The organism is Natrarchaeobius oligotrophus, from assembly GCF_003841465.1.
Lineage (GTDB): Archaea > Halobacteriota > Halobacteria > Halobacteriales > Natrialbaceae > Natrarchaeobius > Natrarchaeobius oligotrophus.
This window is the reverse complement of the sequence record NZ_REFZ01000012.1, coordinates 18,944-37,706: the sequence shown is the minus strand read 5'-3', so window position 1 is coordinate 37,706 and position 18,763 is coordinate 18,944. Positions and strand designations below refer to the sequence as shown.

General features: G+C 65.6%; 20 protein-coding genes. 15 read left to right on the top strand and 5 right to left on the bottom strand.

Annotation, left to right across the window (positions count from 1 at the left end; translation table 11 throughout):
• Nucleotides 1-146 precede the first annotated feature (146 nt).
• Nucleotides 147-578 (top strand): universal stress protein, encoded by a 432-nt coding sequence (locus EA472_RS15875; RefSeq protein ID WP_124192494.1) that lies wholly within the window; start codon nucleotides 147-149, stop codon nucleotides 576-578.
• Between the two features lie 86 nt (nucleotides 579-664).
• Here EA472_RS15875 and EA472_RS15870 read toward each other — a convergent pair whose 3' ends face one another.
• Nucleotides 665-1,093 (bottom strand): fluoride efflux transporter FluC, encoded by a 429-nt coding sequence (locus EA472_RS15870; RefSeq protein WP_124192575.1) that lies wholly within the window; start codon nucleotides 1,091-1,093, stop codon nucleotides 665-667.
• Nucleotides 1,093-1,515, bottom strand: coding sequence for a fluoride efflux transporter FluC (locus EA472_RS15865; RefSeq protein WP_124192493.1), 423 nt, complete (start codon nucleotides 1,513-1,515; stop codon nucleotides 1,093-1,095). The genes EA472_RS15870 and EA472_RS15865 overlap by 1 nt, the downstream gene beginning before the upstream one ends.
• Nucleotides 1,516-1,811: 296 nt before the next feature.
• Here EA472_RS15865 and EA472_RS15860 point away from each other — a divergent pair, with 296 nt between their 5' ends.
• Nucleotides 1,812-2,714, top strand: a complete 903-nt coding sequence (locus tag EA472_RS15860) for a cation diffusion facilitator family transporter (protein WP_124192492.1) — start codon at nucleotides 1,812-1,814, stop codon at nucleotides 2,712-2,714.
• A gap of 349 nt (nucleotides 2,715-3,063) precedes the next feature.
• Here EA472_RS15860 and EA472_RS15855 read toward each other — a convergent pair whose 3' ends face one another.
• Nucleotides 3,064-4,245, bottom strand: a complete 1,182-nt coding sequence (locus tag EA472_RS15855) for an ATP-binding protein (protein ID WP_124192491.1) — start codon at nucleotides 4,243-4,245, stop codon at nucleotides 3,064-3,066.
• Between the two features lie 208 nt (nucleotides 4,246-4,453).
• Here EA472_RS15855 and EA472_RS15850 point away from each other — a divergent pair, with 208 nt between their 5' ends.
• The 6 genes from EA472_RS15850 to EA472_RS23250 all read left to right on the top strand — a co-directional run bounded on the left by EA472_RS15850 (nucleotide 4,454) and on the right by EA472_RS23250 (nucleotide 10,588).
• Entirely contained in the window at nucleotides 4,454-5,374 is a 921-nt protein-coding gene (locus tag EA472_RS15850) for an MBL fold metallo-hydrolase (RefSeq protein ID WP_124192490.1), read from the top strand.
• Between the two features lie 115 nt (nucleotides 5,375-5,489).
• Nucleotides 5,490-7,442: an AMP-dependent synthetase/ligase gene (locus EA472_RS15845; RefSeq protein ID WP_124192489.1), complete on the top strand. Its 1,953-nt coding sequence runs from the start codon at nucleotides 5,490-5,492 to the stop codon at nucleotides 7,440-7,442.
• Between the two features lie 184 nt (nucleotides 7,443-7,626).
• Nucleotides 7,627-8,286 carry a helix-turn-helix domain-containing protein gene (locus tag EA472_RS15840; protein ID WP_124192488.1) on the top strand — a complete coding sequence of 220 codons (660 nt, stop codon included), beginning with the start codon at nucleotides 7,627-7,629 and terminating at the stop codon, nucleotides 8,284-8,286.
• 388 nt (nucleotides 8,287-8,674) lie between these two features.
• Nucleotides 8,675-9,973, top strand: a complete 1,299-nt coding sequence (locus EA472_RS15835; RefSeq protein WP_124192487.1) for an RNA-guided endonuclease InsQ/TnpB family protein — start codon at nucleotides 8,675-8,677, stop codon at nucleotides 9,971-9,973.
• A gap of 98 nt (nucleotides 9,974-10,071) precedes the next feature.
• The gene (locus EA472_RS15830) at nucleotides 10,072-10,374 is read left to right on the top strand and encodes a HalOD1 output domain-containing protein (protein WP_124192486.1); all 303 of its coding nucleotides are present in this window, start codon (nucleotides 10,072-10,074) and stop codon (nucleotides 10,372-10,374) included.
• A gap of 82 nt (nucleotides 10,375-10,456) precedes the next feature.
• Complete coding sequence (locus tag EA472_RS23250; RefSeq protein ID WP_279387181.1) at nucleotides 10,457-10,588, top strand: hypothetical protein; 132 nt, start codon at nucleotides 10,457-10,459, stop codon at nucleotides 10,586-10,588.
• A 58-nt stretch (nucleotides 10,589-10,646) separates the two neighbouring features.
• Here the strand turns inward: EA472_RS23250 and EA472_RS15825 are convergent, their stop codons facing one another.
• Nucleotides 10,647-11,207 (bottom strand): DUF2391 family protein, encoded by a 561-nt coding sequence (locus tag EA472_RS15825; protein ID WP_124192485.1) that lies wholly within the window; start codon nucleotides 11,205-11,207, stop codon nucleotides 10,647-10,649.
• Nucleotides 11,208-11,352: 145 nt separating this feature from the next.
• On the opposite strand from EA472_RS15825, the gene EA472_RS15820 reads away from it, so the two are divergent.
• From EA472_RS15820 to EA472_RS15800, 5 genes are all read left to right on the top strand, one after another.
• On the top strand, nucleotides 11,353-13,035 hold the full coding sequence (locus EA472_RS15820) for an aldehyde ferredoxin oxidoreductase family protein (protein WP_124192484.1): 1,683 nt from the start codon (nucleotides 11,353-11,355) through the stop codon (nucleotides 13,033-13,035).
• Nucleotides 13,036-13,150: 115 nt separating this feature from the next.
• The gene (locus tag EA472_RS15815) at nucleotides 13,151-13,501 is read left to right on the top strand and encodes a hypothetical protein (RefSeq protein WP_207891171.1); all 351 of its coding nucleotides are present in this window, start codon (nucleotides 13,151-13,153) and stop codon (nucleotides 13,499-13,501) included.
• Nucleotides 13,502-13,667: 166 nt separating this feature from the next.
• Nucleotides 13,668-14,927, top strand: a complete 1,260-nt coding sequence (icd, locus tag EA472_RS15810; RefSeq protein ID WP_124192483.1) for an isocitrate dehydrogenase (NADP(+)) — start codon at nucleotides 13,668-13,670, stop codon at nucleotides 14,925-14,927.
• A gap of 224 nt (nucleotides 14,928-15,151) precedes the next feature.
• Entirely contained in the window at nucleotides 15,152-15,586 is a 435-nt protein-coding gene (locus EA472_RS15805) for a GNAT family N-acetyltransferase (RefSeq protein WP_124192482.1), read from the top strand.
• A 143-nt stretch (nucleotides 15,587-15,729) separates the two neighbouring features.
• Nucleotides 15,730-16,029 carry a hypothetical protein gene (locus EA472_RS15800; protein WP_124192481.1) on the top strand — a complete coding sequence of 100 codons (300 nt, stop codon included), beginning with the start codon at nucleotides 15,730-15,732 and terminating at the stop codon, nucleotides 16,027-16,029.
• Nucleotides 16,030-16,114: 85 nt separating this feature from the next.
• Here EA472_RS15800 and EA472_RS15795 read toward each other — a convergent pair whose 3' ends face one another.
• On the bottom strand, nucleotides 16,115-17,485 hold the full coding sequence (locus EA472_RS15795) for an NRAMP family divalent metal transporter (RefSeq protein WP_124192480.1): 1,371 nt from the start codon (nucleotides 17,483-17,485) through the stop codon (nucleotides 16,115-16,117).
• 259 nt (nucleotides 17,486-17,744) lie between these two features.
• Here EA472_RS15795 and EA472_RS15790 point away from each other — a divergent pair, with 259 nt between their 5' ends.
• Nucleotides 17,745-18,269 (top strand): DUF5817 domain-containing protein, encoded by a 525-nt coding sequence (locus tag EA472_RS15790; protein ID WP_124192479.1) that lies wholly within the window; start codon nucleotides 17,745-17,747, stop codon nucleotides 18,267-18,269.
• A gap of 100 nt (nucleotides 18,270-18,369) precedes the next feature.
• Complete coding sequence (locus EA472_RS15785; RefSeq protein ID WP_124192478.1) at nucleotides 18,370-18,726, top strand: hypothetical protein; 357 nt, start codon at nucleotides 18,370-18,372, stop codon at nucleotides 18,724-18,726.
• Nucleotides 18,727-18,763: the final 37 nt, after the last annotated feature.

The following is an 18,763-nucleotide window of genomic DNA, read 5'->3' as shown; positions in this document are numbered from 1 at the left end:
CGATCGACGCCGACCGATCGCGGGCGGACTCCGACTCGAGACGGCCAGTAACTCGCCACGCCAGCCGTCGGTTGACTCGACGTCCCAAACCGTCGCTGAACCCGTGTCGTCGGGCGATATTTGAGGACGGACGCCGTGGAGCGAGTATGTCCGAACACGTACTGGTTCCGGTCGACGGCTCGGCTCCGTCGCGGGCGGCGCTCGAGTACACGCTCGATCGCTTTCCCGACGGACGGCTGACGGCGTTGTACGTCGTGGATCCGATGGCGGACTACAGTCGCCAGCGCGCGTTTCCCGGCTACACGGCCGACGACGAGTACTTGAACGAACGCGAGAAAGGGGAGGCGATCCTCGACTCGCTCCGAGAGCGGATCTCCGACGACTCGTTCGAGACGGTACTCGAGGTCGGCAAGCCCGGACGAACGATCGTCGCCTACGCGGAGGACCACGACGCCGACGGAATCGTCGTCGACAATCACAGCCGCGATGGCGCAGCGCGATACCTGCTCGGGAGCGTCGCCGAACTGGTCGTTCGCCGGGCCGACGTTCCGGTCACCGTCGTCCGCGGCTCCGACTAACGCCGAACCGCCCCGGGTGGATCGGTACGCCGCGTTCGATCGATACGGCGACCACGCGGCATCTCGATGCTTTTCGACGACCCACCCTAGAACGGTCCGACCGCTACCAGTACCCACGCGAGCCCGATTCCGGCGACCGAGAGGACGAGGTTGCCCGCCGCGTTCGCGACCGCGAGCGTTCGATCGCCGCGTTCGTACAGCTGAACCGTCTCGACCGAGAACGACGAGAACGTCGTGAACGCGCCGCAGATTCCGATGCCGACGAACTGGATCGTCGACTCGCCCGCACCGGCGAAGATCGCGAGCCCGAAGAGGAAGCTTCCGATCACGTTCACGGCCAGCGTCGGCCACGGGAACCGCTCGCTCGAGAGTCCCCGGTAGACGCCGTAGCGAAGGAGAGCCCCGATCGCACCGCCGGCTCCGACCAGGTGCGCCGGTTCGGGATCGAACGTGATCCAGTCCGCGAGAAGAACGATCGCGGCGAGTCCGCCCTCGAGCGAGCCCCCGGGAGCGATCACGCCGTTTCACCTCCGGAGGGAAGCCGTGCGTCGTCTGCGACCCACCGTGCGAGCGACCGGCTCGCGAGGACGCCCGCGAACCCGAGCCCGTAGTTGCCCGCGACGACCGCGGCGAGCAACAGCGGCTCTCCCGGCCCCGCCTCGATCGCGGTGTGGACGGCGAACGTGCTGTAGGTCGTCAGCGACGAGAGGAACCCGGTGGTAAAGAGCAGTCGGGACTTCCGCCCGACGACGTCCAGGTACTCGGCCTCGTAGACGAGAAAACCGAGCAGGAAGCTGCCCACGACGTTGACGAGCAGTACCGCCACGACATCCGAAAACAGGCCGAGCGCGAAGAACCGAAGGTTCGCACCGGCGAATCCGCCGATCGCGATCAGGGCGAGCGTCTCGAGTCGAACGAGGGGATGGTCGGGTGCCATGGCGTGGTGATCGATGCTGGTGTCGGTCGCGTGCTCGAGGCGGACCGGACGCGGCGGCCCGGAACCGACGGACGCGCCGGCTCGCGGACAGCCGACGCGTCGGTACCTCGACCGGCTCCGCCGGCCGAGCCGACGACCGACCGGTCGAGACGCCCGTTCTCCCGCCGCACTCGACGAGAATTCTCAAGGAATCATGATGACGTTTTCGGAAACCCGCTCGCGGACGCCAGATCGACCCCACCTCTCGTCCGGCCGAAAGGAAAAGATCCAAGTTTAGACTGGGTCTAAATCACGTCATGGCCACCGCCGACGAGCGAGCCGGGTTCACGCGAGCGTCGGCGGTGAACGTCGTCGGGAACGCGGCCAAGATCGTCGTCGAGGGGGCCGTCGGTCTCGCGTTCGGGAGCGTCGCGCTGCTCGCCGACGCCGCCCACTCCATCGCGGACCTCGTCGCGAGCGTCGTGGTCCTGGTCTGGGGACGAAGCGCGCTCGAGGAACCCGATGCGACCCATCCGCACGGACACGATCGGATCGAACCCCTGACCGCCCTGTTCGTCGGCGCGATCATCGTGTTGCTGGGGCTGAACCTGCTGTACGAATCGGTTCAGGGCGTTCGCCACGGCGTCGAAGTCACGTTCAGCCCGCTGTTGCTCGGCGCGCTCGCGTTCGCGATCGTCGACATGTACCTCGTCTACCGCTACACCGAGTACGTCAACGAGACGCTCGAGTCGACGGCGCTCGAGGCGCTCGCGACGGACTGTCTCAACGACATCTTCACCTCGCTGGCCGCGGTCGTCGGCGTCGTCGGGGTTCTGCTGGGGCAGTCGCTGCTCGATCCCATCGCGGGCGGACTGGTTAGCATCCTGGTCGTCTACCAGGGGGTCGAGATCGCTCGCGAGAACGTCGACTACCTCGTCGGTGCGGCACCCGGGACGGAAAAGCGCGAGCAGATCACGGACGCGCTGCGGAGTCACCCGGACGTCGAAGGCGTCCACGATCTGACCGTCTTCTACGACGGCACCGTACTCGAGGTCGAGGTCCACGTCGAGGTCGACGGCGACATGCCGTTCAGGCAGGCACACGACGTGGAGTCGGATCTCGTCGCCAGCCTGCGGCGGATCGACGACGTCGGCGACGCGCACGTTCACCTCGATCCGTCGGGGATCGGCGAGTGGAAAGATCGGGACGAGACGTACTGACTTCTCCCGCGAGTTCGGTCGTGGGCTTTCGCGCTGGTTCCGCCGTGCCGTTTCGAATCTCGAGCGTCTCGCGGCGCTCGGCCTGCTGTGGCCGTAGAGCGACGATCTGGGCGACGAGCGGGACCGAGAACGAAGGGGACGAGCCTGATGGTCAGGAGCGGGAGGACGTCGGTCGACGGGCGACCGGCTGACCGACGGAGACGAGCGACCGGTCGTCCCGCAGGCTTCGAGGTGCCCGGGGTCGCCGGTTCGTCCCCACCGATTCGACCGACTCCCAGGACGGACGGCCTGCCGTCCGCCGCTGCCGGCGCAACCGCGAGCCGTCCCTGCGATTGTACCTACACTCGGATCAATCCGCATCAGGTTCCGAGGTGGCCGGGACGTCTCGCTTCGATTCGGAATCGTCCGGTCGGTTCGCCGATTCGAAATCGTCGTCGGCCCGCGGCAGCGTCACCGCGACGGTGGTGCCGTCGGGACCCGTCTCGACGAGTTCGACGTCCCCGCCGTACCTGTTCGCTAGGATACGGACGAGGTACAGTCCGAGCCCGTGGTTGCGCGACTTGCGCTGGAACAGCGACCCCCGTCGCTCTTCGGGAATCCCCGGACCGTCGTCGGTCACCCTGAGGACGACGGCGTCGGCGGTCGCCTCCACCCGAAGGTCGATCCTCGGCCGCTCGCCGTCGTGGTGTTCGACGGCGTTTTCGAGCAGATTCCAGACGATCCGTCGCACGCCGGCGTTTCCGACCACGACGGCCGACGCCGGAACGGTGGCGTCGACCGTCGCTCGGTCGTACGTCGAGCGAAACGACGCCACCGTCTCCGCGACGAGATCCGAGAGGTCGACGGCTCCGTTCTCCGTCGGACACTCGTTTGCGTCGAGCATCGTCCGCACGTCGTCGATCACGTCCTCGAGCGATTCGCTCCGGCGTTGGATCGTCTCGAGGTGAGAGCGCGTTCGGTCGTCTGGCTCCTCAGCGAGGAGCAACGATGCGTGGCCGCCGACGATCTGGGCGCTGTTTAGCACCTCGTGACGAAGGAGGTCGTTCAGGTACCGGAGCATCTCGCGTTCGTACTCGAGCTGTTCCGCGCGGACGGCTGCGGCCGTCGCCTCGACCTCCTGCTGGATTGATCGCGCCTCGACGTATCCGATCGCGAACCCGGCGACCGCGCCCATCACGATCGAAAAGTGCACCCAGCCCAACGTCCCCTCGATACCGTACCACGGAAACAGCACCATCGGAGGCACGTTGACTGCGAGAAAACCGACGCTACAGCCGGCCGTCCACGCGACGATACGCCGGTAGCGTTCGGGGGGGACGTCGCCGCGCTCGAGACGGTACCCCGCCCACACCAGCGCGAGCGACGGGACGACGATCACCGCGAACCCGAGCGCTAGCGACACGGCGTCGTCTAGCGAGAGAAACAGGGCCTTCCAGACGAACAGCGCGATCGCCGAGAGAGCGCCGAACGCGCTTACGGTCCACGGTGTCGCGATCGGGTGAGCGTCCGTCGGTTGTGCGTCACCCAGCATAGTTCGATGGGAGACCACCGGTGTACGGTTGGTCCGTCGCTACCAATCCGTCGAACGACAAAGAGCGTAACGGCCGTCACCGTACTGGAACTGTCACTTTTCGGCGCTCCTCGCTACGACGATGGCGGTCGGTAGCGGACGCGTCGAACCGACTTCGAGCGAGGAGTCGGTGGCGAGAATTTTTACTCCGGCGGCCCACCGTAGTGGTATGGGAGTCGGAGACGTCCACGAAGTGACGGCCGGAGACTGTTCGGACATCTACTACGTCGACACGGGCATGTACGACACGAGCGAGTACGGTGCCGCGTACGTCCTCGACGGCGATCGACCCGCCGTCGTCGAGATCGGTATCGGAACGAACGTCGACCTGATCCTCGAAGCGCTCGAGGAGGTCGACGTCGCTCGCGACGACCTCGCCGCGATCGCCGTAACCCACATTCACCTCGACCACGCCGGGGGCGCGGGCTTTCTCGCGGAGGCGTGTCCGAACGCAGACGTTTACGTGTCCGCGGTCGGCGCGGATCACCTGGCCGATCCGTCGGCGCTCGTCGCCGGAACGAAAGCCGCAGTCGGCGATCAGTGGGAGTTCTACACCGAACCCGAGCCGGTTCCGGAAGCCCGCATCGTCGGCGTCGAAGACGGGGACGGGATCGACCTCGGGGACCGAACGCTGCGCGTCCACGGTGCGCCGGGCCACGCGTTCCACCAGGTCGTCTTCGAAGACCCCGAGAATGACGCGGTGTTCACCGGCGACGCCGCCGGAATCTGGGTTCCCGTCCGCGACGAGATCGTCGAGACCTCCCCGCCGTCGGATTTCCACCTCGAGGAGTGCCTCGACGACGTCGAGCGCCTCCAGTCGATCGACCCCGACGTTCTCCTCTACACGCACTTCGGCCCCCGCGAGGTCGGTGACGACGCGCGAGAGGCGCTCGCGGAGTACGCGACGGTCCTCGAGGAGTGGGTCGACGCCGTCGAGGCGAAGCGGGCGGAACTCGGAGACGACGAGGCGGTGATCGACCACTTCGCCGAGTCGGCGGAGGTGGCGGACGTCTGGGGCGAGCGCAAAGCCAGCGCCGAGGCGGCGATGAACGTTCGCGGCGTGCTCGGCTACCTGGACGAGCACCGCTGACGGGTCGGACCGTCGCCGCTTTGCACCGCGACGGCGCTCGATCGTGAATAAACGACCTCGCCGATGGGACGAGTTCCATCACGTTTTATCGTCTGCGACATATTACCATGCGAACATGGACTGGCGGGAGGCCGAACGAGAGTACGACGACGAGGTGATCGGCGAGACGACGCTCGGACGACTGTTCGAGGAGTCGGCCGAACGAAACGCCAACCGACCCGCACAGCGGTACAAAGGCGGCGTCTACGATCGCTCGTTGACCGGCGACGTGGTTCCCGCCGCGGCTCCCGGCGAGTTCGGGACGCTCTCGTACGCCGAATTACGAGGGATCGTTCGCTCGCTGTCGGCCGGATTCCGCGACCTCGGCGTCGAACAGGGAGACCGGGTCGCCATCTTCGCGAACACCCGGATGGAGTGGGCCCAGTGTGACTTCGCGCTCCTCGCGGCGGGGGCGGTCGTGACGACGGTCTACCCGGGTTCGTCCACCGACCAGGTCAGGTACCTCCTCGACGATCCCGGCGCGTCCGGCGTCGTCGTCGAAAACGAGGAGCTCCTCGAGCGGGTGCGTGCCGTCGAGGACGAACTCGACCTCGAGTTCGTCGTCTCGATGGACGACCTCGACGCCGGTGGCGAGCGCGAGGACACCTTCACGCTGGGCGAACTCCACGAGCGTGGGGCGGCGGCGTTCGACCTCGAGAGCTACCAGGAGTGGGTCGACGAGCCGGCGATGGACGACCTCGCGAGCCTGATCTACACGAGCGGAACGACGGGGAAACCGAAGGGCGTCCGGCTGACCCACCGCAACTTCAGGTCGAACGTCAACCAGATCCGCAAACGGTACGGACCCCGGCCGGACAAGGACGAGGATCTCCCCGTCATCGACGAGAACGTCCGTTCGGTGTCGTACCTCCCGCTTGCGCACGTGTTCGAACGCACGGCCGGCCACTTCACCCTGTTCGCAAGCGGCGCGTGCGTCGCCTACGCGGAGGACCCGGACACGCTGCAGGAGGACTTCGCCGCGGTACAGCCGAACACGGCGACGAGCGTCCCGCGCGTCTACGAGAAGATCTACGACGCCATCCGCGAGCAGGCGAGCGAATCCGCCGTCAAACAGCGCATCTTCGAGTGGGCGACCGACGTCGGCGTCGAGTACCAGCGGGCCGATTCGCCCGGCCCGGTCCTCTCGGCGAAGCAGGCGGTCGCGGACAAACTGGTGTTCTCGACGGTTCGAGAGGCGCTCGGCGGGAACATCGACCTCCTGATCAGCGGCGGCGGGAGTCTCTCGCCGGAACTCTGTCGGCTCTACTTCGCGATGGGGCTGCCGATCTACGAGGGGTACGGGCTGACCGAGACGTCGCCGGTCGTCACGGTCAATCCGCCCGAGGAGCCGATGATCGGGACGATCGGTCCAGCCTTGCCCGGCAACGAACTGCGAATCGACGAGAGCGTGGGCGACCAGGACGCCTTCGACGATCCGGGCGAGGTCGGCGAACTGCTCGTCTCCGGTCCGAACGTCGCCGACGGCTACTGGGAGCGACCCGGCGCGACCGATCGCTCGTTCACGAGCGACGGCGACGGCCGCTGGTTTCGCACGGGCGACATCGTCCACCGGCGACCGGACGGCTACCTCGAGTTTCGCGAGCGTGCCAAGCAGATCATCGTTCTCTCGACGGGAAAGAACGTCGCGCCGGCGCCGATCGAAGATCGGTTCGCGGCCAGCGAGGTCGTCGAGCAGTGTCTGGTCGTCGGCGACGGCGAGAAGTTCGTCGGCGCGCTACTGGTGCCGAATACGAAACACGTCCGCGAGTGGGCCGACGAGGAGGGGATCGATCTCCCCGACGATCCGGAGGCGCTGTGCGACGACGAGCGCGTTCGCGAGTACGTCGGCCGGGAGGTCGACCGGATCAACGCGGACTTCGAGAGCCACGAGACGATCAAGCGGTTCGAACTCGTTCCACGGGAGTTCACCGAGGAAAACGAGATGCTCACGCCGACGATGAAGAAAAAGCGCCGCGTCATCCTCGAGCGGTTCGAAGACCGGCTCGATCGGATCTACGCCGACGCCTGAGACGGCTCCCCGTCCCGATCGCCGGTGCAATCGCGGGGTGGTTCGGGGTTTGGCCGGCAGCGACGGACGGCGGATCGGACGCGATCGACCGACGTGTGCCATCTCGGTCGTGGTCGCTCGAACCCGGCCCGACCGCCGATATCCTGCCGTCAGTATATCTCTCCCGGACTCGTAGCGGGCGCGAATGACGTTCATCGCCGAGTTCACGCTCCCGGCCGCCGAATTTTCGTTCGGATCGGTGCTCGAGAACCACGACGATCTCCTGATCGAGTTCGAGAGCGTCGTCCCGACCCACCGCGGATTGCTGCCGTTCGTCTTCATCTGGAACGGCGGCGAGTACGCCGAGATCGAAGCGGAGATTCGGGCGGAACCCGTCGTCGACCGGATCGAAGCGGTCGATCGCTTCGACGACGGTCGACTCTACCGGATCGTCTGGAGCGACTCCGTCGAAGGGGTCGCTGCCGCCCTTCGCGAATTGGACGCGACGCTACTCGAGACGGTCGGCGTCGACGGTCGCTGGACGTTCGAGATCCGATTTCGCGATCAGGACCGAATCGAACGATTTCGGGAACTGCTCGAGGAGTACGGGATCGACCTGGAACTCGAGCGGCTTTCGACCGAACTCGAGGCCGATTCCGGAATGGAGTACGGGCTGACGGACAAACAGTACGAGACGCTGGTCGCCGCCTTCGAGACGGGATTCTTCGAGCACCCCAAACGAACGACGTTCGAGGAACTCGGCGACGAACTCGGCGTTTCGGACGCGGCGGCGATCGGCCGACTGCGGCGCGGGCTGTCGACGCTGCTCTCGCGGACGGTAATGCGCCGCGAAGGCGAGATTTGAGGGTCGGTCATACGGCGAGATTTGAGGGGCGGCCATAGTCACCACAGTGTGGCTTTCCCACCGAACGCGATCGGATGGACGTTCGCCCCGTATTAGCTGAATTGAGGCGCTAAGCCCCCTTCCTCAGCGAGCGCCGACCGAAGGGAAGGCGCGAGCAGGGAGGGGATACAGCGCCGCTCAGTTTTCATACACGTTCGACGCTCGGCCCACAGGCCAACGTCTTGCCAAAACCATTATACGTGTAACGTGCATACCGTGCATTACGGTGAAACGGAAGACAATCACGATTCGAGAGGACCAAGACGAGTGGATTGAGGACCAACACCTCAACCTCTCGTCGTTCGTCCGCGAGCAGTTGGACGAACTGATTGAGGAACGAGAGTAACGGATGTACTACGCCTACAAATACCGCCTCAAACCGTCCGACGCCCACCGCGAGGAGTTGGACCGTCACCGCGATATTTGTAGGCAACTGTACAACCATACACTCTACCGCCTCAACGAGTACCAAGACGAACACGGCGAAATTCCGTCCATGACCACGCTCCGATCGGAGCTACCCGACCTCAAGAAGTGGTGGGACGGTCTCTCAGACGTGTACTCGAAAGTTCTCCAGACCGTCGTCGAACGGCTGTTCGACAACCTCAAAGGACTCTCCAAACTCAAGAAGAACGGCTACGGCGTCGGTCAGCTCAAGTGGAAGCCACCACGGGAGTTCCGCAGTTTCACGTACAGTCAGTCTGGCTTCGAGCTCGACAAGAAGGGCGGTCAGACCGTGCTGTCCCTCTCGAAACTCGCGGACATACCGATTCGACTCCACCGCGCCATCCCCGACGTTCACGAGAGCGACAGCTCTCGTGCAGCCCATCAGAAATCTCCGATTTCTGAGGACGACGCCACTCTCAAGCAGGTCACGCTCAAGAAGGAACCGACGGGCGAGTGGTTCGCCACGTTCGGTGTCAAAATGGACCGTGAACCTCCTGAACTACCCGAAACCCCCGAGAAGTGCGTCGGCATCGACGTGGGGATTCTCAAGTACGCCCACGACACCGACGGCACGGCGGTCGGGTCGCTTGACCTTTCCGACGAGCGTGAACGCTTGGAGCGCGAGCAACGGAAGCTCTCGCGGAAGGAACATGGATCGAACAACTACGAGAAGCAACGCCGTCGGGTCGCGGAGTGTCACACCGACCTCCGACGGAAGCGCCGGGACTTCCTCCACAAGCTCTCGAACTACTACGCTCGGGAGTACGACCTCGTAGCGGTCGAAGACCTGAATGTGAAGGGGATGATGGAGTCGCCGTCGAACAGCCGCAACACAGCGTCTGCCGCGTGGCGAACGTTCCTCTCGTTGCTCGAATACAAGTGTGAACGCGAGGGGACGTACTTCGTGGCGGTCAACCCGAGAGAGACGACCAAGGAGTGTGCGTCCTGCGGCGTCTCGACGGAGAAGCCGTTGTGGGTCCGTGAACACTCCTGTCCCGCCTGCGGGTTTGAGGCGGACAGGGACGCGAACGCGGCGTGGAACATTCTTTCTCGCGGCCTCGAAGATGTAGGAGTGGGATACTCCGAATCACCGCCTGTGGAGACTGCGCTCCCTGTGGATACGCCTGTATCTGCAAAGCGCGTCGTGGAAGCAGGAAGCCCTACCCTCAAGGAGCGAACGGCGTCAACCGTGAGCGAGTAGGGTAGGGTAGTTCACGCACCCAAGTCTGCTAACGGCACAGTTGAGGGCGTCTCACCGAGTACGTGTCCCGTGTTCCCGACCGTCTCCCGAGGGATTCGATGAACAGGCGTCGTTACGAACGCTCGAGCGAGGAGTGTACGGTCCGACTCGAGGTAGCCGATCACGAACGGCCATCGACGGTCGTCGTACGGGCGATCGAACGGGCGTCCGACGAGGACGCGACCGAGATACGTCCGCTGTACGAATCCGTCGCACCCGAATCGCTCGATCGGCTGTTCGCCGAGACGAACTCGACGATCCGGCGGGGAGTCGTCGCGTTTTCCGTCGACGACTACGAGATACGCGTCGTCGACGGCGAGTACGTCGAACTCACGGAGCGACCGCCGGACGCGACGTCGTAATCGAGTCGGCGGACGTCGGAGCTTCCGAACTGCGTCACGGAAAGAGCAGAAAAGCTATCCCGATCTCGGCGGAGGACCCGGTATGACCCTCCACCGACGGAACTCCCTCCGCACGACCGCCGACGCGCTCCGCCCCGGAACCACCGTCCGGTATCGCTACCGATCCGGCGACGAAGCGCACCTCCCGTCGGACGAACGGCGCGTTCTCGAGTGAACGACGCGTCGCGTCCTCCGCGACGAATCACCGGCGCTTCGTTCGGACGGCTTCCGGATCAGCGCTCGCCGGAAAGGATGTCGCTGATCGAGCCGCCGATCGCCATCGCGGTGAAGATCACCGACACCTGACAGAGGTTGACCCACGGCTCGTCCCAGGTGACCCGACCCCACAGCGTCATCATCCCCGCCGCGGTCACGAACGCGATGGCGAGCACCCAGAGCGGCCGGCGCGGCACCACCCCGAAGTACGGATCGGTGATCCTGACGTCGCGAAAGTCCGCCACGTAGAGGATGCCGACGACCAGCGCGACGGCCAGGGCGACGTTGCCCGCGAAGAAGGCCGGCGTCTCCGCCAGAAACTCCCCGATTTCGATGACGCCGTCCTCCACGAGCAGGGGCATCCCGATGACGACGCTCCCCAGAAACGCCTCGGCTTTGTCCTTCCCGGTGAACTCGGTAATGACGCGGTTGACGGTTCCGTTCCGGGAGAGTCGGCCGACCAGCGTCTTCGTCCGTCTAACCTCCGTCCGCTCGTCCGGATCGTCGACCGTCTCCTCCAGGGTCTCGAGTTGCTCGTAGAGATCGTCGATCGTGGCGTCGTTGCTCGATCCATCCATACGCTCTCTTTGTAGCCGAAAAGTAAACACCGTCGACTACTCGATCGCTAGCTCGTCGTCGAAAAATAAACAATGTGCCGAAATAACACGATAGAACGTCCGAAACCGGTACCGTTTTGCGGACGGGCGTGCCAGTGTGTGGCGTATGAAACACGTACGGGGACCGTTGTGTACGGTCGACGTCGAGGACCGGACGATCGAAACCGAATCGATCGATGACGTGCTCGAGTCGTCGATCGGCGGGCGCGCGCTCGGCACCAGGCTCGCTCACGAGCGGATTCCGTTCGACGCCGATCCGCTGGGCCCGGAGAACCGACTCTACTTCGCGACCGGTCCGCTCCAGCACTCGACGATGAGCTTCACCGGCCGGATGTCGGCGACCGGCGTCTCGCCGCTGACCGACGGGCTGCTCTCGTCGAACGCGGGCGGGTTCCTCTCTCGAAACTTCACCGCCACCGGCTACAGCGCCGTCGAGGTGGCCGGCGCGAGCGACGAGCTCGTCATCGTCCACCTCACCGACGAGGGCGTCGAGTTCGAGGCCGTCCCCGACCTCGAGGAGGCGACAGTCTCCGAGACCTGCGAGTACATCGAGGACGAACACGGGCTCGCGTCGGAACACACCGTCGTCGCCGGCCCGGCCGGCGAGAACGAGGTCCGATTCGCCTCGATCATGACCTCGAAAGAGCGGGCGTTCGGCCGCGGCGGTCTCGGCGCGGTCCTCGGCTCGAAGAACGTCAAGGCGATCACGTTCGACGGCGACTCCACCCGCGAGGTCGAGATCCCGCCGCTCCAGATGGAGGTCCACGGCGAGGCGGCACAGGCCGACCACCCGATGAAAGCTCAGGGGACGACCTCGGTCGCGGAGTACGCGAACATGGTCGAGGCGCTGCCGACGTACTACTTCTCGGAGCTGTCGTTCGAACACATCGACTCCGTCAGCGGCGACCGCGTCGAGGAGAAAAAGTACAAGAAGGGGACGTGCTCGGCCTGCGCGTTCGCCTGCAAGCTTCCGACGAGAGACGAGGAGACGGGTCTCGAGACCGAAGGCCCCGAGTACGAGACGCTGATGGCGTTCGGTCCGAACTCGGGCGTCGACGACATCGTCGACGTGATGAAAGCGAACAAACTCTGCGACGAGTTCGGCCTCGATACGATCTCGGCCGGCGACGTCGTCGCCGGCTACCTCGCGAGCGAAGACGAGTTCGGCAACGCCGAGTTGATCCACGAGACCGTCGAGAAGATCGCCTACCGCGAGGGGATCGGCGACACGCTCGCGGAGGGAATCGACCGCATCCACGACGAACTCGGCGTCGAGAACTGGTCGGTGAAGGGAATGGAGTTCTCCGCCCACGACGGCCGAACGCTGAACGGACAGGGACTCGCGTTCGCCACGTCGAACCGGGGTGCAGATCACATGTACGCGGAGTTTTACCCCTACGAGTACCCGCTCGTCGACGCCGACAAAGCGTTCGACAAGGAGGGACTCGAGGGCAAGCCGCCGAAGATCGTCGAACTCGAGAACGCGAACGCGATCAAAGACAGCGCCGTCCTCTGTAAGTTCTCGCGGGACTTCGTCGACGAGGACCGCCTCTCGACGCTGCTCGATGCGAGTTACGACGAACTAATCGAGATCGGCGGCGAGATCGTCACGCTCGAGCGTCACTTCAACAACCAGCGCGGGTTCGACCGCGACGACGACGCCCTCCCGTACGAGCTTCCGGACTTCGAGCAGGGTCTCGAGGAGTACTACGAGGAACGCGACTGGAACGACGACGGGACGGTTCCCGACGAACGGCCCGAGACCGGCGGCGTTCCGGCCGACGACTGAGGCCCTTGGTCCCGATTATCGAGTCGCGGTCCGTCCGCCGTTCGACGCGGATATCGATCGATTCGCCGACGAAACCCCTACACTTACGACGAGGGGTTGAGAACCAACGGCGACGATGACGCCGGCTGCGTTGCTCGTTGGCTTCTGTGCGATCATGGCGTTGCTCGCCGTCGGACGGCTCGTCCACGCCGACGAGCGCGATCCGGTCGACGTCGGAACGACGCTGCTCGTGTTCGCGCTCACGCTCACGGCGACGTGGTGGGTCACGCGCGACGAGCCGTGGCTGTCCGCGGACGAACGGACGCTGGCCGCGGTCGGTGCTCTCGTACTCTTCGGCGTCGGCACGTTTCTCGTCGTCCACTACTGGACGGAGCCGACCGGCTCCGCGCTCGAGCGGCGACCGGACGTATCCGGCGACGCCGATCGGAGTTCCGACCCCGACCGCGAACGGCTAGAACGACCGTGATGCGATCCCGACCGGCTATCTCTCGCGAAGGCGTTCGCCTCGCCATCCGACGAGTCCGTTCCCCGGCTCTGTCCCGGTACGATGGCACGTCGATCGATTTCAGAGGGTGACACACTCGAGAGAAATGGGAGGTCTTTTACCCCCATCGAAGCACCGTACAGACGAGATGAGCTACGAGAAGATCGACGTCCCCGAAGACGGGGAGAAGATCACGCTGAACGAAGATACCGGCGAACTCGAGGTTCCTGACGATCCGATTATCCCGATCATCTACGGCGACGGCGTCGGCAGCGACGTCGGCCCCGCGGCACAACAGGTCCTCGAGGCCGCCGCGAAGGCGACCGGCCGCGAGATCAACTGGATGCGCGTCTACGCCGGCGAATCCGCCCGCGAGCGCTACGACGAGAACCTGCCCGAGGAGACCGTCGAAGCGATCAAGGAACACCGCGTCGCGATCAAGGGACCGCTGACGACGCCGGTCGGTGCCGGCTTCCGCTCGCTGAACGTCGGTCTCCGGAAGCTGCTCGACCTCTATGCGAACGTTCGACCCACCTACCACCTCGACGGCGTGCCGTCCCCCGTCTCCGAACCCGAGAAGATGGACATGGTCACGTTCCGCGAGAATACGGAGGACGTCTACGCCGGCATCGAGTGGGAACACGGCACCGACGAGGTCCAGCAGGTCAAGGAGTTCGTCGAGGAGGACATGGGCTTCGACGACGTCATCCACGACGGCCCCGTCGGCATCGGCGTCAAGCCGATTACGGAGTTCGGCACCAAGCGCCTCGTCCGCCGCGCGATCGACTACGCCCTGGAGCACGACCGCGACTCCGTCACGCTGGTCCACAAGGGTAACATCATGAAGTTCACCGAGGGTCAGTTCCGCGACTGGGGCTACGAGGTCGCCGAAGAGGAGTACGGCGACGAGGTCATCACCGAGGACACCCTCTGGGAGGAACGCGACGGCGAACAGCCAGCGGACGCCGTCGTAGTCAACGACCGCATCGCGGACAACATGCTCCAGCAGTTGCTCACCCGCACCGAGAACTACGACGTCATCGCGACGATGAACTTAAACGGCGACTACCTCTCGGACGCCGCCGGCGCACAGATCGGCGGTCTCGGCATCGCACCCGGTGCCAACTTCGGCGACGGTCGACTGCTCGCCGAACCCGTCCACGGCTCCGCACCCAAGTACGAGGGCCAGGACAAGGTCAATCCGACCGCGATGATCCTCTCGGGTCGCATCATGCTCGAGTACCTCGGCTGGGACGACGCCGCCGACCTCGTCCGCGACGCCGTCGAGGAGACGATTTCGTCGGGCAAGGTCACCTACGACCTCGAGCGACAGCTCGACGACGCGGAGAAGCTCGCCACGAGCGAGTACGCCGACGCCGTCGTCGAGAACGTCGAGAAGCTGTCGTAACGCGTTCGCAACCGCGTCGTCTGCGACGCGATTTCCTTTCTCGAACCTCGATTCGATGCGCTCTCGAGTCCGTACCGGCAACGCGATCGGTACCGCCAGCGGTCGACGACTTCGACGAGCGGATCGCAGCTCTCCGGTCGAACCGTTGCTGGTCGCCCGCGGTTCGGTATCGCCGGTCGTAGACTCGTAACGTTCTCGGTCGCGCGTCCCGTAGCCGCCCGACGATGGTCGACGTACGGCTCGTCGCGGACGAAACCGAACGTGCTGACGCGCTGGCGGTCCGACACGAGGTGTTCGTCGAGGAACAGGGCGTCGACGCGGACCTCGAGTACGACGACCACGACGGCGACGCCGTTCACTTCGTCGCCTACGACGGCGACGAGCCCGTGGGTGCCGCCAGACTGCGGGAACTCGCGGACGACCGCGGCAAGGTCGAACGCGTCGCGGTGCGCAACGAGCGCCGCGGCGAGGGGATCGGCCGACTGCTGATGGACGAACTCGAGCGGCGGGCCGAGTCGCTGGGTCTCTCGACGCTCGTATTGCACTCCCAGACCCACGCCGCCGGGTTCTACGACCGGCTCGGATACGAACGCCACGGACCCGCGTTCGAGGAGGCCGGTATCCCGCACGTCGAGATGCGAAAACGACTGAACGGCTGACGGGGTCGTCGTGACTCCCGGCCGGCGCGGCGACCGTACTCGGATCCATTCCGCTCGAGCGTCCGCGTCCCGTCGAATTTTCCGACAGTACTGTCAATTTCCATTAGTAATCTTTTTTCTGTACCGCGTGCGAGCGAACGAGCATGTCTTCTCGGCCGACTCCCCACGACAGCGTTCCCGAGTTCATCGTCGATCGGTTCGAGGACCACTCGCCGGCGGAGCTTCGAACGATCGTCGAGTACGCCGAATCGCTCGACCCGTCGCTCGACGTGCCGGAGTACGTCGTCCAGGCGTTCGCGATCCAGAACGAGGAGACGCGAACCGTCGTCGCCGTCTACGCCGCCGAACTCGCGACGCACCTCGAGGAACGCGAAGAGCGAGACGACGAGGACGACGAGTCACCGCAGGGTCCCGGACGGATGGGCGGGGCGTTCTTCGGTTGAGGTGTCTCGCTCCACCGCCTGCCGAACCCCGATCGATCTCCCCGGACCCGCCGACGGCCGTCGACGACCGGAAGAGAGCGCCGAACTACTCGTTTAGTCGTTCGCGGCCGTATCTGACCGCGAGCCCGACGATCGCGAGCGCCATCGCGGCCGCGAACGCGACGACGAACGCCGACAGCGGCTCCGTCACCGTCTCGAGTTCCTCGAGGACGAACTCGGCCGCGAGGACGGTCGCGATCGCGACGAGGACGAGACCGCCGAGGTTCGCGAGGTGGGAGTTCGTCTCGGGGACCACCGCCGGATCGTTCAGCAGGTAGAGGATCACCACCAGTGCGAACGGCGTCCCGACGAGACCGAACGCCAGCACGAGAACGAGCAACTCGAAGAACGCGCCCTCGAGAAACGCGCCGACGGCCGAGACGAGCGCGACGACGACGATCGCACCGCGGTAGCGCGGATCCTCGACGGACCGCTCCCAGCCGAGTTTGTCCGCGACGAGGTACGGCGGGACGATCGTGTTCCCGCCGAGCGTCGACACCGCCGCGCCCCAGAGACCGAGCAGGAACACCCAGACGGCGTACTCGCCGGCGACGGGACCGAGCGCGGCCGCCGCCTGAATCTCGTCGATCGAGCCCGGATCGACGCCGGCACCGGGAAGGACGCTCGCCGCGACGAGGAAGACGGCCAGACTGAAGACGCCGAAGGCGACGAGCATCGAACTCACCACGTCGAACGCCGCGATGTCGGCGTCGCGGTCGGTCCACCCGCGGGCGCGCATGGTGTAGCTTTGCATCGTCAACAGCGTGATGTGGACCGCGCCGCCGAGGACGCCGGCCGCGACGACCGCGCCGCCGACGCCCGCCGGTATCGTCGGGACGAGTCCCGTCGCCGCGGCGGTCGGATCGATCGGAACGACGAACGCCGAGACGACGAACGCCAGCACGACCAGCGAGACGAGCAGCTTCGCGCCGATCTCCGCGACGCGGTAGCCGCCGCCGGCCAACCCGAGCGCGAGGATGACCGCCCACGCGATCCCCCAGAGTCGCGGATCGGACAGCGCCGCGATCTCGACGACGGCTCCGCCGACGATCGTCGCGCTGACCTCCGCCAGCGTCTTCATGATGACGAGCTGTGCGAGTCCCGCGGCGAGGACCACGTCCACGACGAGCACCCACGCCCAGAACGAGCCGAGGTGTTCCTCGACGACGGCCACGATTCCGGCTTCGGTCAGCAATCCGAGTCGCATCGCGAGGTACTGTCCGACCGTGCCGAGGATCGCGGAGAGCACGACGACCCACAACAGCGCGTAACCGAAGCTCGCGCCAGCGACCAGCAGGCTGACCATGGTCGCCGGTCCCGCGGCAATCGCGCCGGCGAGCCAGGTGGGCCCAAGTCGTCTGACGAACCCGCCGATACGTCCGACCGTCCTGCCCTCCACTTCGTGCGATGTCTTCATTGGGATCCCGTACGAGCGCCAACATATAACTGCGTGGTATTCTCGAGTGCTACGGTCGACCTCGAGCGTTCGGACGAGCCCTCGCCCGCGGACCGGACGCGTCGCCCGGTGCCGATCGGTTCGAACCACCCCCGGCCACGGTACTGCGGCGTCGCCGACCACGTTCGTCGCAGCGATGCGAGGAGGAAACCCACGATTTCAGTCGTGGATAACTGACACGGGGCGAAGCTTCAACTACCGTGAGCGATCACCTCGAGACATGTACGCGGTCGTCGGCTGTAGCGAGTGTTCGAACCTCTGGATCATCGAGGGCCGGTCGGAGACGACTCGGTGTCCCCGCTGTGGCTCGCGTCGTCCCTACGAGCGCCGAAAGAAGTTCGTCGAGACGGACGACGCGGACCACGCCCGCGAGGTTCGCGCGTCGATGCTCGCGAACCGACAGGGCGAGGGCGACGCGTTCGCGGCGATCGATTCCTTCGCCGACCTCGAGGCGGACGTCGCCGACGGCGTCGTCGACGACGCGGAGTACCTCGAGGGAGCGGGCCTCGACGCCGAGGAGATCGACGCCGCGGGCGAGCGCGACCCGCGCGGACCGAGCCGAACCGGGAGCAAGAAAGCGATCGTCGAGCGAGCGCTCGACGACCTCGAGACGCCGACCGAAGACGAAATCGTCGCCTACGCGAGCGATCGAGACGTTTCGGCGTCGTACGTCCGCGACGCGCTCGAGAAACTGGTTCGTCGCGGGGCGGTCAGCGAGAGTCGCGGTCGATATCGAAAGCTGTGACGCCTTTTCTGGCGTGAACGCCGGTGTCGTACCGACCCGAAGCGGTTCGTTCCGACCCGGAACGGCAGGACTTTGAATCGAGCGCCGAAATCTCGAGTCGATGACCGAGCAGGTGGACGTCCAGGAACTCACGATCGGCGTCGGGACGGTTCTCGCGTTCGTCCTCTACGGGTACGGGAGGTTCGTCAGCGAGACCGTTTTCGGCGTCGAGACCACCGACCTCGCGGTGCTTTCGTTCGCCGGCACGTTCCTCGCCGTCGCGGCGCTTCACGGCGCGTACGGTCGTCGAGACTTCGCGCTCGCACACGCCGCTGCGGGGCTCGGGCTGGTGTTCGTGGCGGTCGCCTCGAGCGGGCTCCAGGTGCTGATCGGTATTCTGCTGCTCGCTGTGGGCGGTGCGTACGTCGCGGTCGAGACGGTACGCGCCCGGCGGGAGGGTGCCGACGCGGCCGGCTAATCGTCTTCGCGATCGGCGTCGTTCGATCCGCCTTCGA